Below are 14,521 nucleotides of genomic sequence, written 5' to 3'. Positions count from 1 at the left end.
AAAACCGACCCTCGGGGAAAGGCACTCGATGTCAGGCAGCGACTACAAGGACTGGAACCAGTCGATCATCGACGAGTTCCGCGCCAACGACGGCAATGTCACCTCCGTGCCCTTCGGGCGCGGGCTCGTGCTCGTGCACCACACCGGCGCCAAGACCGGCAAGGAGCGCGTCTCGCCGGTGGCCAACCTCCACCCGGACGCCGACACCTGGCTGATCGCCGCCTCCAAGGCCGGCGCGCCGGAGAACCCGGCCTGGTACCACAACCTCCTGGCCCATCCGGAGACCAAGATCGAGACCCCCGACGAGGGCGTCGTCGAGGTCGAGGTCACCGAACTGAAGGGCGCCGAGCGCGACCAGGCCTGGGAGCGGTTCAAGGCGATGAGCCCGGGCTTCGGCGAGTACGAGGCGAAGACCGACCGGGTCATCCCCGTCCTCGCGCTGCGCCGCAGGTGATCCTCAGACCGGGGTGATCGGCAGCGACCGGCGCGGCTCGAAGGCGAAGTCCGCGCCGGTGCTGAACCTCACCACCGCGACCTCGGAGGCTTCCGGGGCGGGTTCGGGCCGGCGGACGACCTCGACCCGCCACCCGGGGCCGGCTCCATCGGGCGTCACCTCGACGTCGAGGTGAGGGTCGAGAGCCTGCACCGCCGCCTGCAGCGGAACGAACCATTCCGGCCCGATCAGCGAGACCCAGGCGCCGTCCTCGTCGGCGGGCCCGGGGCGGACGACCAGCGCGTCGGCGCCGACCTCGCCCGAGACGTACGCAGCGGGGTTGAGCATCGGGTGGAGCGCGAGCAGCCGCAGCGCGCCCTTGGTGTCCGGCGGCAGGTCGAGGGCCCGAGCGAGCCGGGCTCCGGCGATGCCGGCGACCCCGATGAGCTGTTTGCGGCGGATGTCGAGGAGCTGCTCGGGAGAGGTCGCCCGCGGCTCCAGGGCGATCGTGAAGCCACGGTCGAGTAGAGCCATCTGCAGGCAGACCTCGTCGGCGATGCGCGCCAGGGCCGAACGGGAGAACGCAGCGAGGTCGAGGTCGGAGACCAGGGGACCCGCGTAGTCGGCCGCGCCGTCGTCGGCGGGGTCGATCGACGCGAGCTCGATCCCGGCGGCCCGGGAGCGCTCGTTGACCGCCAGCTCCGGGATCGCGACCGCCTCGGGGTGGGCGTCATCGATGACCACGGTCCAGCGGCAGTGGGGCGTCCGGTCGGCGGGCGTCCGCGGCGGCCGGTGGACGGGACGTACCTGGGCGCGCGGGTGCGTCGCGATGGCGGTGGCGTCGAAGGTGGGGTCCTCGATGTCGTGGCACATCCCACGGACGTACTCCTCGCCCATGGGCTCGACGTCCATCAGCGCGCCGCAGTGGTCGAGGTGGAACTCGCCGTGGCGCGCGTCGTGGACGGTGTAGCGAAAGTCCATGAACTGCGGCGGCGCGCCGATGTCGAGCTGGAGGCCCTTGAAGATGGTCGGTACGTCACCCTGCCCGGGCACCGCCGGCGCGTAGCCGAGCGCGGCCTGCATCCGCCGGGTGTAGATCGGCGAGGCCGCGGCCCACTCGACGATCGCGATCCGCAGCATCTCCTCGCGCCCGAAGGCGGAGATGCACCACGCCATCCCGGCCCGGTCGATCAGCTGGCCGATCAGGAGGAGCTCGCGGACGACCTCGGCGAGCTCCTCCCGAGTCAGGTCGGCATAGCGGGAGATCAACGGATGCGGAGCTTCCGCATCCACCGCAGCGACGTCTGCATCTGCTTGGCGTAGTCGTCGAAGGTCTGCTTGCCCTGCGGCCCCATGACCTGCTTCTTCAGGGTCGCGACGTTCTGGGTCTCGGTGTACTTCAGCAGCCCCTGGTCGCCGTGACGGGCGCCGACGCCGGACTGCTTCATGCCGCCCGACGGAGTCGACTTGGAGGCGTACGCGGTGGCGAGGCCGTCGTTGATGTTGACGTTGCCGGACTCGATCCGGGCCGCGATCGCCTGGGCGCGCTTGAAGTTGGTGGTCCACACCGAGGCGTTGAGCCCGTACTCGGTGTCGTTGGCCAGCTCGATGGCCTCCTCCAGGGTGGAGTAGCGGTGCAGCGAGACGACCGGCCCGAAGGTCTCGGTGACGCCGTGGAGCATCTCCTTCGTGGTGCCCTCCAAGATGGTCGGCTCGAAGAAGGTCGGCCCGATGTCGGGGCGCGCCTTCCCGCCGGTCAGGACGGTGGCGCCCTTGGCGACCGCGTCCTCGACGTGCGACTGCACCCGCGCCAGGTGGTCGGGGGAGACCAGCGCCCCGAGGTCCGGCCCGAAGGCGTACGCAGCCTCGATCCGCATCCCCTCGACGGCGGCGACGAACTTGTCGCGGAACTCGTCGTACATCGCCTCCGGGATGTAGATCCGCTCGATATGCATGCAGATCTGGCCGGTGTTGCCGAAGACGGCGAACATCGAGCCGCCCACGGTCTCGTCGATGTCGGCGTCGTCGAGGACGATCATCGGGTTCTTGCCGCCGAGCTCGAGGCAGGCGCCGATCAGGTTGCGGCCGGCCTGCTCACCGATCACCCGGCCGGTGGCGGTCGAGCCGGTGAACATCGCGTAGTCGACGTTGTCCAGCATCGTCGGGCCGACGTCGGGGCCCTCGCCGCAAACGACCTGGAACAGGCCCTTGGGCAGTCCGGCCTCCTCGAGCAGCGAGATCCCGAACAGCGGCGAGAGGGCGGTCTTGTTGTCGGGCTTGAGGAGCACCGCGTTGCCGGCCATCAGCGCCGGGATCGCGTCGGAGAGACCGGTCGCGAACGGGAAGTTCCACGGCGCGATGATCCCGATCAGCCCTCGCGGCGGGTGGCGCTCGATCGAGCTCGACAGCAGCGGCATGACGCCCGGGCGCTTCTTGTCCTTGAGCAGCTTCGGAGCCCGCTTGAGGTAGTGCGAGATCACCATCGGCGGGTCGCACACCTCCTCGAACGCGATCCGGCGCGCCTTGCCCGACTCGGCCTGGATGAGGTCGGCGATCTTGTGCTGGTTTCGCAGGATCAGCTCGTGGGCACGTTTGAAGACGGCCAGCCGCTCCGGGAGCGGGGTGGCCGCCCACGCGCGCTGAGCCGCCCGGCCGGCCGCGGCGGCGCGCTCCACGTCCTCCGGTGAGGACTGCGGCAGCGCGACCAGCACCTCACCGGTGTAGACCTCGGTCAGCTTCCAGGACGCACCCGTCGAGGACGGGACCCGGGAGACCAGCTCGCCCAGCAGCTCCTCGGTGATCCAGTCGGGGCGGCGTACGTCTGCTGTCTTCGCGGTGTCAGTGCTCATGTGGGCTCCGATCAGCTGTTCTCGAGAATGGCTCTATGAATTTTCGTCAAGGACGAAGGCCGCGCACCGGTCACCGATCATGACCGCGGGAGCGTTGGTGTTGCCGCCGATGATCGACGGCATGATCGAGGCGTCGGCGACGCGGAGGCCGTCGATGCCGCGTACGCGGAGCTGCGGGTCGACCACGGCCCGCTCGTCGACGCCCATCCGGCAGGAGCCGACGCCGTGGTAGATCGAGGTCGCCCGGTTGGTGACCTCCTCCTTCATCGCCTCCGCGTCGATCGCCCTGCCGGGGTGGATCTCCGACTTGACCTGGTCGCCGAAAGCCGGGGACGCCATGATCTCGCGGATCATCTCGACGCCCTCGAGCAGCACCCGCTTGTCGTCGGGCTCGGCGAGGTAGTTGAAGTCGATCAGCGGCTCGGCGGTCGGGTCGGCGCTGCGCAGCCGCAGCGTCCCGCGCGAGCGCGGGTAGATCAGCGACGACATCACCGTCAGCGCCGCCCGTGGGTCGACCTCGTGGCGGATCGGCGCGTCCTGGTTGGGGGAGGGATAGGCCCAGGGGAGGACGTGCAGCTGCAGGTCGGGTACGTCGGTGGCCAGCGAGGTCCGGACGAACCCGACGGTCTCGAAGACGGTGTGACCGAGGATCGACCTGCCGACGGTCTGCTCCTTGAGGACCGCCTTGCCGAAGTATCCGGCCGTGCCGTGGTGCAGCGCGGTCGGCATCTCCCAGGTGGTCGGCACGAACATGTGGTCGTGCAGGTTGTCGCCGACCGGCAGCTCGTGGACGGTCTGGATGCCGTGCTCGGCCAGGTGGGCGGAATGACCGATTCCGGAGAGCATCAGCAGCTGCGCCGAGCCGAAGACGCCGGCGGAGACGACGACCTCCTGGGTCGCCGAGATCCTCTGCGGGCCCTGCCTGGTGATGATCTCGACGCCGGTGGCGCGGCCGTTCTCGATCACGATCCGGGAGACGTGCACGCGGGTGAGCGTGGTCAGGCTGGGCAGCTCCTGGTCGTGGAGGTAGCCGCGCGAGGCCGAGTAGCGGAGCCCGTCGATCGCGCTCTGCTGGAAGGTCGAGACGCCCTCCTGCTCGGCGCCGTTGTAATCGTCGAGCACCTTCACGTCGAGGGTCTCGGCGGCGGCGCGCTGGAAGGATAGCGACGCCTCGGTCGGCCGCGGGTGCTTCATAACCTTGATCGGCCCGCCGGTTCCGCGGTAGTCGGAGCCGCCGCCCTCGTAGTCCTCGATCCGCCGGTACGCCTCGTTGACCGAGTCCGCGTCCCAGCCGGTGTTGCCCTCGGCGGCCCAGGCGTCGTAGTTGGCCCGGTTGCCCCGGACCCAGAGCAGGCCGTTGATGGAGGAGGAGCCGCCGAGCACCTTGCCGCGCGGCTGGGGAAGCTCGCGGTTGCGGGCGTGCTTCTGGGGGACCGTGTGATAGCCCCAGTCGACCAGCTTCTTCAGCCGCGGCTCGGCGTGCATCGGGCCGATCATGCCCGGCTTGGTGACCATGTAGTTGTGCTTGTCGTTCTTCCCCGCCTCGAGCAGGATGACCGACCTGCCGGCCGCGGCCAGCCGGCCGGCGACGGCACAGCCGGCCGAGCCGGCGCCGACGACGACGTACTCGGCCTCGGTGATCTTCTCGCGGCCCATCTCAGATCCTCTCGATGATCGTCGCGGTGGCCTGTGCGCCCCCGGCACACATCGAGACCAGGGCGGTGCTGGCGTCGCGGCGCTCGAGCTCGTGGAGGGCGGCGGTGAGCAGCCGGGTGCCGGTGGAGCCGACCGGGTGGCCGAGCGCGATGGCGCCGCCGTTGACGTTGATCTTCTCCTCGGGCACCTGGTGCACCTTGGCCCAGGACATGACGACGCCGGCGAAGGCTTCGTTGACCTCGGCGATGTCGATGTCGCCGATCGTCATCCCGCTGTCCTTCAGCGCCTTCTCGGTCGCCTGGACGGGGCCGTCGAGGTGGTAGTAGGGGTCGGAGCCGACGAGGTTCGAGGTGACGATCCGAGCCCGAGGCTTCAGCCCCAAGGACGCGGCGACCGACGAGTCCATCAGCAGCAGCGCCGAGGCGCCGTCGGAGATCTGCGAGGAGGTGCCGGCGGTGTGGGTGCCGCCCTCGAGCACCGGGCTGAGCCCGGCCAGCTTCTCCAGGGACGTGTCGCGGATGCCCTGGTCCTCGGTGACGGTGCGGAGCTCGCCCGTGGGGTTGCCGTCGTCGTCGAGCATGGGGGCCTCGACGGCGAAGATCTGGCTCTTGAAGTGGCCGGCGTCGCGCGCGTGGCGCGCCTTGACCTGCGACCACAGCCCGAACTCGTCGACCTCGTTGCGGGAGAAGCCGCGGTTCTTCACGATCCGGTCGGCGCCCTCGAACTGGTTGGGCAGATCGATGTTCCAGTCCGCGGGACGCGGGTCGCCGGCTCCCTTGGGGACGTTGGCGCCCAGCGGGATGCGGGACATCGACTCGATGCCGCAGGCGATGCCGACCTTGATCTGGTCGGAGGCGATCATCGCGTTGATCAGATGGGTGGCCTGCTGGGCCGACGAGCACTGCGCGTCGATGACCGTGGAGCCGGTGTGGATGGGCAGCCCGGCATGGAGCCAGGCTCGGCGGACCATGTTGTTGGACTGCTCACCGGCCTGGGACACGCAGCCGCCGATGACCTGATCCACCAGGTCAGGGTCGACTCCGGCGCGCTTGAGCACCTCCACCTGGGCGGCACCGAGCAGCACGCCCGGGTGCAGGCCGGCCAGCCAGCCCTTGCGCTTGCCGATGGGGGTACGTACGGCTTCGACGATGACGGGCGTGCCCATGGAACCTCGCTCTTCGGGGGTTTCGACAAGTCGCTGGTGCGCGGCAACGCGCCGCCACGCCTGGTGACGTGACACCGGTTACACTCGATTGTCCCAAAGTAGAACGTGTTCTCGTTTGGCGCAACCCTTGTGTGATGCGGAGCACTGTGTGACGATAAACTAGAACGTGTTACAGAAAAGACCTCGAAGGAGCACACCCGTGACCGCTCTCCCCGTGGATTTCGATCCGACTGATCCCGTGCTCAACGAGGAGCGCGTCCCGCTGCAGGAGTTCCTCGAGCTTCGCAAGACCGCGCCGGTGTGGTGGGTCGAGCAGTCGCCGGCCGCACGCGCCGGCTTCCTGGACACCGGGTTCTGGGCGGTGACCAAGCACGAGGACATCCTGGCCGTCTCCAAGGACAGCGAGAACTTCGGCACGAACGAGAACGGCGTGATCATCCGGTTCGCGCCCGACATGACCCGTGAGCAGGTCGAGCTGCAGCGCGCGATGCTCATCCACCACGACGCCCCGGACCACACCAAGCTGCGCCAGATCATCAGCCGCGGCTTCACCCCGCGCGCGATCAACGCCCTCAAGGAGCGCCTGGTCGAGCGGGCCAACAACATCGTCGACGACGCCCTGGCCAAGGGCGAGGGCGACTTCGTCTCCGAGGTCGCCGCCGAGCTTCCGCTCCAGGCGATCGCCGAGCTCCTCGGGGTCCCGCAGGAGGACCGGCGCAAGCTCTTCGACTGGTCCAACCAGATGCTCGCCTACGACGACCCGGACTACGACGCGGACCCCGAGGCCGCCTCGATCGAGATCCTCTCCTACGCGATGGCGCTGGCCGCGGAGCGCAAGGCCGACCCCAAGGACGACATCATCTCCAAGCTCGTCAACGCCGAGCTGGAGGGCGGCGCGCTGGGCGACGACGAGTTCGGCTTCTTCGTCATCCTGCTCGCGGTCGCGGGCAACGAGACCACCCGCAACGCGATCACCCACGGCATGCAGGCCTTCTTCGACCACCCCGACCAGTGGGAGCTGTGGAAGAAGGAGCGACCCGACACCATGGTCGACGAGGTGATCCGCTGGGCGACCCCGGTCACCGTCTTCCAGCGTACGGCGCTCAACGACGTCGAGGTCGGCGGTCAGCTGGTCAAGAAGGGCCAGCGCGTCGGCATCTTCTACGCCTCGGGCAACCACGACGAGGACGTCTTCGACGACCCCGACACGTTCGACATCACCCGCGAGCACAACCCCCACCTCGCCTTCGGCGGCCACGGCGCCCACTACTGCATCGGTGCCAACCTGGCCCGGATGGAGGTGCGGATCATGTTCGACGTGATCGCCGACCGGATGCCCGACCTGAAGCCCAACGGCACGCCGCGACGCTTGCGCCACGCCTGGATCAACGGCATCAAGGAGATGCCGGTGACCTACGCCTGACTCCGGGCGCTACGGCACGACCACGTTGGAGAAGTGGGGTCGGCGGAACGGATACTCCGCCGGCACCCACTTCTTCAGCGCTTCGTAAACCACCTCGTAGAGCCCACGCTCGTAGGCCTCGGTGGTCACCCACCAGCTGACGTCGACGTCGTACGCAGCCAGCTCCTCGCTCAGCTCCTGCCGGACGCCCAGCGGGTAGAGATAGGCGCACCCGACGTAGCCGAGCTCTGAGGTCTCCAGGACGTAGGAGTACGACTTGTTCTCCTTCCACTCGCCCTCGTGCCAGACGAGGTCGATGTAGTCCTCCTCCTCCGACGTCGGACCCGTCGGCCAGCCGCCGCCCCGGGTGGCGTTGATGAGGTCGATGTCGGCGTTGATGGCGCGTACGTCGTCGGCCAGGCACTCGCGCGACAGCGGCCGCGCGGTCAGGTCGCCGTGGGTGAGCACCCTCGGTGCCTCGAACCCGGCGGGGACGGCCAGCAGCTTGCTCAGTCCTGCGTAGCTCATGCCCGAAGGCTACGTTCGCAGACGCACGGCCAGCATCCCGGCGTACGCGGCCAGCAGTCGCTCCTTCGGATATTCGTCGGGGCGCGCCAGCAGCAGCCGGGCGAACTCCTGCACCAGCGTGACGAGCGAGTGGGCGACCACCTCGACGTCGAGCTCGGTCTCGGGCCCGAGGTTGGTGCGCAGCACGTCGGCCACGAACCCGCGCAGCAGGACCAGGGTGCTCTCGATGCGTTCGCGCACGGCGGGCGGAGCGCCATCGGTCAGGCCGAGCACCGGGCGCCACGTCTCCGGATCCTCCTGGACCGCCTGGAGGAGTCCGTCGGCCGCCTCGAGCAGCCACCGGTCGAGCTCGACCGGGACGCCGCCGGCGGGGATGAGCGCCAGCGCCGCGTCCGTGGCGCGCTGCTGGGTGCGGTCGAGCAGGGCGTGGAGGAGTGGGTCGATCCCTCCGTACGCGTCATAGACGACCGGCCGCGTCACGCCTGCCTCGGCGGCGATGGCGCTGATGGTGAGCTGACCGTAGCCGTCACGGCCGAGCACGCGCAGCGCCGCGTCCAGGAGCGCCTCCCGACGCTCCTCGAGAGGCATCCGGGCGGCATAACGTCGCCTGGCGGCGGGTCGGTCGTTGGCCATCACGAGGAACGTTACGGGTTGGAGGACGCACGGCGGAAGGGGTGACACACGCCACACGATGTGCGAATCTACACCCGTGTAGTAATTGACGGCGGCTGTCGACGACGAGGAGTTTCCGGGTGACCGCAACCTTGCCCGAGCGGCTGGCGACCGGCCTCTGGCGCCGTTTCGCCGAGGGGCTGAGGACCGTCGGGGAGACCATCGCGCTGGGCACCGAGGCCTGCGCGTACGCCGCCAGGGACATCGTCACCGGCCGGTTCGACTGGGCGCAGGCCGCCGACCAGGCCTGGTTCATGGCCCGTGTCTCCCTGCTGCCGACGATCCTGGTCGCGATCCCGTTCGGGGTGGTCACCTCCATCCAGGTCGGCGCGGTGGCCAACAGCATCGGCGCCTCGTCGTTCAGCGGTGCCGTCAACGGCGTCGGTGTGCTGCGCCAGGCGGCGCCGCTGGTCACCTCGCTGATCATCGCGTGCGTGGTCGGCTCGGCGATCTGCTCCGATCTCGGGATGCGCGCGATCCGCGACGAGATCGCCGCCCTGGAGGTGATGGGCACCAACCCCGTCCAGCGGATGGTGGCGCCCAGGATCGTGGCCGCCGTCTTCCTCTCGGTGATGCTGACCGCGATCGTGGCGGTGGCCGCGATCGCGACCGGCTACGTGATGAACGTCGGACGGGGCGTGGTCGGCGCGGGCACCTATCTGGACGCGTTCACCAACTTCAGCCAGAGCGCCGACCTGTGGCTGGCCGAGGGCAAGGCGGTGCTGTTCGGGCTGATCGGCACCACGGTGGCGGCCCACAAGGGACTGGGGGCGACCGGGGGGCCGCAGGGCGTCGCCGACGCGGTCAACCAGACCGTCGTGCTGAACGTGATCGTGCTGGCCGTGGTGAACGCGGTCGTCACCCAGGGATACCTGGCGCTCGCTCCGGGCGGGGCTGCCTGATGGCCGCGGTCGAGACGGACGGGCCGGCGACCGGCTGGTGGAGCCCGCTGGTGCCGTTCGGCTCCTTCCTCACCTTCAGCGCCTCCGTCCTGCTGGCCGTGCCGGCCACGCTGGTGCATCACTGGCGCACCTGTCTGGAGCACTTCTCCGACATCTGCTGGGGCAGGGGCGCGATCATCGTCGGCGGCGGCACGATCGGGGTGATGGTGCTGCTCTCGGTCTCGGTCGGCACCTCGCTCGGCATCGAGGGGTTCAACGGGTTGGAGCTGGTCGGACTGGCGCCGCTGGTCGGGTTCATCTCGGCCACCGCCAACACCCGGGAGCTCGGGCCGCTGGTCGCCGCCCTGGCGCTGGGGGCGCAGGTCGGCTGCCGCTTCACCGCCCAGCTGGGCGCGATGCGGGTCAACGAGGAGGTCGACGCGCTCGAGGTCATGTCGGTCCGCCCGGTCAACTACCTGGTCGCCACCCGTCTGGTCGCCACCATGCTCGCGATCGTGCCGCTCTACGTGATCGGCCTGCTCGGCTCCTACATCGCCTCGGAGTCGACCGTGGTGATGCTCTTCGGGCAGTCGCCGGGCCAGTTCGACCACTACTTCCTGGAGTTCCTGACGATGCGCGACATCGGGTTCTCGCTGATCAAGATCCTGACCTTCGCCGCGATCGTGGTGCTGATCCACTGCTGGTACGGCCTCGCGGTCTCGGCCGGCTCGCTCAACGTCGGCGAGGCCACCGGCCGCTCGATCCGGGCCAGCTTCGTGGTCATCGTCGTGCTCAACATGCTGCTCACCGTCGCCATGTGGGGTGGCGACCCGGGCTTCAGGATCTCCGGATGAGCCGCGGCATCCGGCCCCAGACCCTGGCCGTACGCGGTGCCGCCGGCGTGCTGGTCTGCGGGCTGCTGGCGGCCGGGATGATCGTGCTCTCCGGGCGCCCGTTCGCCGACGTCGTCGCGACCCGGGCGGCCATGGTCGACGTGGGGGCCTCGCTGCGTACCGGGTCGGACGTGAAGATGGGCGGGGTCGTCATCGGCACCGTCACCGGCATCAGCCGGGCAGCCGAGTCCTCGACGGCCTCGGTCGCGATCCGGCTGGACGGCGAGGCGGCGGAGAGACTCCCGGCGGACGTGGCAGCGCGGGCGCTGCCGGCGACCGTCTTCGGCACCGCGTACGTGGACCTGGTCTCGACCGGCTCCCGGCCGGGGCGGTGGGCGGGCGGAACCATTCCGCAGGACCTGCGCCAGGGCACCGTCGAGCTGCAGCAGGCCCTCGACAGCATCGACGAGCTGGTCAGGGCGGTCAGCCCGGCCGACCTCAACGCCGCCCTGGCCGCGGTCGCCGGCGGTCTCGACGGGCGCGGCGACGACATCCACCGGACCCTCGAGCTCGCCGCCACCGTGCTGGAGCGGGCCGAGGCGGACCTGCCGACGATCCGGTCGACCGCGGCCCTGCTGGCGGTCAACCTGGAGACGCTGGAGGCGACCGCCGGCGACCTGTTCGCAGCCCTGGAGTCCGGCACCGCGACCGCCGAGACGATCGCCGCCAAGCGTGAGCAGCTCGCCGCGCTGCTCTCCGGCGGCCTCACCCTGACCGCCGACGCGCAGCGGTTCCTCGACGAGCACGGCGCCGAGCTGGTCGAGGCGATGGACCAGGCGGCGGTGGTCGCCGACGCCGTCGCCGACAACCGGGAGGACGCCGTGGTGGAGAGCTTCCGGGCCAACCGCGAGATCGGCCAGGAGATCCCCACCGTGATCGACGACGGCCGGGCCGCCCTCGACCTGATCCTGAGCCGGGTCGCGCCGCCCTACTACACCCGTGAGCGCGACTGCCCGACCTACGGCAGCACGAGAGGGGAGTGCTGATGTCCGGGCTGCGTGGCTCCTCGGGCCGCCCCACCGCGACCTACCTCAAGCTGGGTGCCTTCACCCTGGTCGCCGGGCTCGCCTTCGCGCTCGTCCTCGGCACGCTGAAGGCGCCGGTCGCCGGAGACCTGGTCACCTACACCGCCGAGTTCGCCGACGTGAACGGCCTGCACGAGGAGGATGCCGTACGCATCGCGGGAGTCAGCGTCGGCAAGGTCACCGACATCACCGTCACCGCCGCCGGGACGGCGACGGTGGAGCTGACGGTGTCCCGGAAGCAGCAGGTGCTGGACACCGCGCGGCTCTCGGTGCGCTACCAGAACATCGCCGGGCAGCGGTTCCTCGGGATCGAGCAGACCCGCGGCTCGGGGAAGCCACTGGCCGCCGGAGCCCGGATCCCGGCGACCCGGACCAGTGCCGGGTTCGACCTGACCGAGCTGCTCAACGGGTTCCGGCCCCTCTTCGACGTACTCGATCCCGACGAGGTCAACCAGCTCGCGGCCACCATCTTGAAGGTCCTCCAGGACGAGGGCGGCAGCATCCCGGTGCTGCTGGAGCAGACCGCCGAGCTGACCAGGTTCGTGGCCACCCGCGACCAGGTCTTCGAGCGAGTGCTGAGCAACCTGACCCCCTTCCTCGCCGACCTGGCCGCGCAGGGGGACGAGTTCGAGACCACGGTGCGTGAGCTCGAGAAGCTGATGAAGGGTCTGGCCGAGCAGCGCGACGCCCTCGGTGCCTCCGTCGAGGAGCTGTCGGGACTCCTGGCCACCGGCGCCGACTTCGGTACGCAGATCGAGGCTCCCGCACGCACGCTGAGCCGCAACCTGCGGATCTCGGTGACCGCCTTCGCCGCCAACCTGACCAGCTTCGAGGGCGCCGTGGTCGCCTTCGCCCAGCTGGTCGAGACGCTGGGCAGGATCACCTCCTACCGCAACGCGCTCAACATCTACGTCTGCCGCTACGACTTCTCCGTCGACGAGCTCGTGCTGGCGCTGCCACCGACCGATGACCGCTACTCCGAGGTGTGCTCCGGATGACCCCACTGCGAACCATGGACCCGCTCAAGGTCGGGATCGTCGCCGTCGTGCTCGCCGCGCTGACGGTCGTCTTCGTCTTCCGTGCCGGAGCGCTCGGCTTCGGCGAACGGGTGTGCGTGGCCCACTTCGAGCACACCGCGGGCCTCCGGGTCGGCGAGGACGTGACCGTGGCCGGCGCGCGGGTCGGGGAGGTGCGCTCGATCTCGCTCGGCGCCCATGACGTTATCGTCGAGTTCACCGTCGAGGACCACATCCGGCTCGGGGCCCGCACCCAGGCCGAGATCGAGGTCGCCACCCTGCTCGGCACGCATCTGCTCGCCGTCACGCCGGCCGGCGGGGGAGAGCTCGCCGAGGACACGATCCCGCTCTCCGCGACCAGCGTGCCCTACAACCTCCAGGACATCGTCGACCGCGGCAGCGCCTCGCTCGACGAGCTCGACCCCGAGCTCCTCTCCCGCACCCTCGACGAGGTCGGCGCCACCATGGCGAGCTCCCAGCCCGACCTCGCCGCCGCCCTCGACGGCGTCTCCGCGGTCTCGAAGGTGGTGCTCACCCGGGCCGACCAGGCCGACGCCCTGGTGAGAGCGGCCACCGACGTGACGAGCCGGCTCAACGCCAACAGCACCGAGATCGTCTCGCTGATGAAGCAGGCCAACGCGGTGATGGCCGAGCTGCAGAGCCGCCGCGGCGCGATCCGCCGGCTGCTGGCCGACGCCCAGCGGCTCACCACCACCCTGAAGCGGGTCGTCTCCGCGAACCAGCAGGACCTCGACGTCGCGCTGACCAAGCTGGCCGTGGTCATCAAGGGGCTGCGCGCGCAGGAGAAGGAGCTCAGCGCCGCGCTCGACGTGCTCGGTCCTTCGGCCCGCTACCTGGCCAACGCCACCGGCAACGGCCCCTGGGTCGACATCCGGCCCGACGACCGCGCGCTGCCTGACGGGCTGACCTGCCGGCTGAAGGGGCTGTGCTGATGAGCGCGCCGTGGACGCAGGGCAGGCATCTGGGCAGGTACGTCGCGATCGTGGTGACTCTGGTGGCCGCCCTCGGCGGCGGTGCCGCGGCGATCCCGTTCGCCGGCACCTACTCCGTGACCGTCACCTTCGCCGACACCGCCGGCCTCTTCGTCGGCAACGACGTCGGCGTGCTCGGGGTCAAGGTCGGCGAGGTCAAGCGGATCACGCCCGCGGGCGCGGGGGTCGAGGTGGACCTCGAGCTCGACCAGGACGTCACCGTGCCGGCCGACGCCCAGGCGCTGATCGTCTCGCGCTCGGTGGCCAACGACCGCTACGTCGAGCTCACCCCGCGCTACGCCGGCGGGCCGGTGCTCGCCGACGGCGACCTGATCACCAGCGAGCGCACCCGCACCCCGGCCGACTTCGACGCCATTCTGAACGCGCTCGACCGGTTCAGCAGCGGGCTCGCCGGAGGCGACGGAACGAGCGTCGACCGGTTCCTGCAGGCAGGATCGGCGACCCTGGGGTCCAACGGACAGCGGGCCGGCGCGGCGCTGGCCGATCTCGCCGCCGCCCTGAACGAGGTCAACGGCCACACCGACTCCGCCGTCGCCGCGCTGCACGAGACCGACGAGCTGACCAGCGCGATGGTCGCCCACGATGCGCTGATCGAGCTCTTCATCGATAACGTCACCGCGACCTCCGAGCTGCTCGCGGAGCAGCGCACGGAGTTCACCGCCACGCTGCGTACGACCCGGGAGGCGATCGACGCGCTGGCCAGGTTCACGCAGGCCAACGACAAGGACCTCCAGGCGGCGCTGGCTCAGGTCAACGCCGTGCTCGACCTGATCCTGGCGCACACCGACGACATCGAGGAGTTCGTCGAGGTGCTCCCGCTGGCCCTGCAGAACGTCGAGCAGGCCCGCGCGCCCGGAGGCGTGATGCTGCGCGTGCCGCTCACCGACGCGCTCAGCGAGGAGCTCGCCGGCCGGTGCCGCGAGGCCCTCTCGGACGTGTGCGACATCGTCGGAACGGATCCGCTGAGCGCGGGAGGGCGGCCATGAGG

Annotated in this window: 14 protein-coding genes; 8 read left to right on the top strand and 6 right to left on the bottom strand. The window is 70.1% G+C overall.

Going from position 1 to position 14,521, the window contains the following annotated elements:
• The first annotated feature begins 28 nt into the window (after window positions 1–28).
• Window positions 29–454, top strand: a complete 426-nt coding sequence (locus ACWZJV_RS00805) for a nitroreductase/quinone reductase family protein (protein ID WP_457179884.1) — start codon at window positions 29–31, stop codon at window positions 452–454.
• Between the two features lie 3 nt (window positions 455–457).
• On the opposite strand, the gene ACWZJV_RS00800 is transcribed toward ACWZJV_RS00805, so the two are convergent.
• Genes ACWZJV_RS00800 through ACWZJV_RS00785 form a run of 4 tightly spaced genes read right to left on the bottom strand, consistent with a single transcriptional unit; the run spans window position 458 to window position 6,103 of the window.
• Window positions 458–1,726: a hypothetical protein gene (locus tag ACWZJV_RS00800; RefSeq protein ID WP_457179883.1), complete on the bottom strand. Its 1,269-nt coding sequence runs from the start codon at window positions 1,724–1,726 to the stop codon at window positions 458–460.
• Entirely contained in the window at window positions 1,699–3,282 is a 1,584-nt protein-coding gene (locus ACWZJV_RS00795) for a succinic semialdehyde dehydrogenase (RefSeq protein ID WP_457179882.1), read from the bottom strand. Before ACWZJV_RS00795 ends, ACWZJV_RS00800 begins: the two co-directional genes overlap by 28 nt.
• A gap of 33 nt (window positions 3,283–3,315) precedes the next feature.
• Complete coding sequence (locus ACWZJV_RS00790) at window positions 3,316–4,938, bottom strand: GMC family oxidoreductase (RefSeq protein WP_457179881.1); 1,623 nt, start codon at window positions 4,936–4,938, stop codon at window positions 3,316–3,318.
• A 1-nt stretch (window position 4,939) separates the two neighbouring features.
• On the bottom strand, window positions 4,940–6,103 hold the full coding sequence (locus tag ACWZJV_RS00785; protein ID WP_457179880.1) for a steroid 3-ketoacyl-CoA thiolase: 1,164 nt from the start codon (window positions 6,101–6,103) through the stop codon (window positions 4,940–4,942).
• Between the two features lie 199 nt (window positions 6,104–6,302).
• On the opposite strand from ACWZJV_RS00785, the gene ACWZJV_RS00780 reads away from it, so the two are divergent.
• Complete coding sequence (locus ACWZJV_RS00780) at window positions 6,303–7,526, top strand: cytochrome P450 (protein ID WP_045549415.1); 1,224 nt, start codon at window positions 6,303–6,305, stop codon at window positions 7,524–7,526.
• A 9-nt stretch (window positions 7,527–7,535) separates the two neighbouring features.
• Here ACWZJV_RS00780 and ACWZJV_RS00775 read toward each other — a convergent pair whose 3' ends face one another.
• The gene (locus ACWZJV_RS00775; protein WP_457179879.1) at window positions 7,536–8,033 is read right to left on the bottom strand and encodes a GNAT family N-acetyltransferase; all 498 of its coding nucleotides are present in this window, start codon (window positions 8,031–8,033) and stop codon (window positions 7,536–7,538) included.
• A gap of 9 nt (window positions 8,034–8,042) precedes the next feature.
• Window positions 8,043–8,666, bottom strand: coding sequence for a TetR/AcrR family transcriptional regulator (locus ACWZJV_RS00770; RefSeq protein WP_008360125.1), 624 nt, complete (start codon window positions 8,664–8,666; stop codon window positions 8,043–8,045).
• 119 nt (window positions 8,667–8,785) lie between these two features.
• Here ACWZJV_RS00770 and ACWZJV_RS00765 point away from each other — a divergent pair, with 119 nt between their 5' ends.
• From ACWZJV_RS00765 to ACWZJV_RS00740, 6 genes are read left to right on the top strand one after another with little or no spacing between them, the layout of a single operon-like run.
• Window positions 8,786–9,607 (top strand): MlaE family ABC transporter permease, encoded by an 822-nt coding sequence (locus ACWZJV_RS00765; RefSeq protein WP_457179878.1) that lies wholly within the window; start codon window positions 8,786–8,788, stop codon window positions 9,605–9,607.
• Window positions 9,607–10,440 (top strand): ABC transporter permease, encoded by an 834-nt coding sequence (locus ACWZJV_RS00760; RefSeq protein WP_457179877.1) that lies wholly within the window; start codon window positions 9,607–9,609, stop codon window positions 10,438–10,440. The genes ACWZJV_RS00765 and ACWZJV_RS00760 overlap by 1 nt, the downstream gene beginning before the upstream one ends.
• Window positions 10,437–11,465 (top strand): MCE family protein, encoded by a 1,029-nt coding sequence (locus tag ACWZJV_RS00755; RefSeq protein ID WP_457179876.1) that lies wholly within the window; start codon window positions 10,437–10,439, stop codon window positions 11,463–11,465. Before ACWZJV_RS00760 ends, ACWZJV_RS00755 begins: the two co-directional genes overlap by 4 nt.
• Window positions 11,465–12,502, top strand: coding sequence for an MCE family protein (locus ACWZJV_RS00750; protein WP_457179875.1), 1,038 nt, complete (start codon window positions 11,465–11,467; stop codon window positions 12,500–12,502). The genes ACWZJV_RS00755 and ACWZJV_RS00750 overlap by 1 nt, the downstream gene beginning before the upstream one ends.
• Complete coding sequence (locus ACWZJV_RS00745) at window positions 12,499–13,473, top strand: MCE family protein (RefSeq protein ID WP_457179874.1); 975 nt, start codon at window positions 12,499–12,501, stop codon at window positions 13,471–13,473. The genes ACWZJV_RS00750 and ACWZJV_RS00745 overlap by 4 nt, the downstream gene beginning before the upstream one ends.
• Window positions 13,473–14,519, top strand: coding sequence for an MCE family protein (locus ACWZJV_RS00740; RefSeq protein WP_457179873.1), 1,047 nt, complete (start codon window positions 13,473–13,475; stop codon window positions 14,517–14,519). The genes ACWZJV_RS00745 and ACWZJV_RS00740 overlap by 1 nt, the downstream gene beginning before the upstream one ends.
• Window positions 14,520–14,521 lie beyond the last annotated feature (2 nt).

The sequence above is a fragment of the Nocardioides sp. WG-D5 genome, from assembly GCF_054031175.1.
The sequence above is the reverse complement of the archived record's forward strand: the minus strand, read 5'-3'. Positions and strand labels throughout refer to the sequence as shown.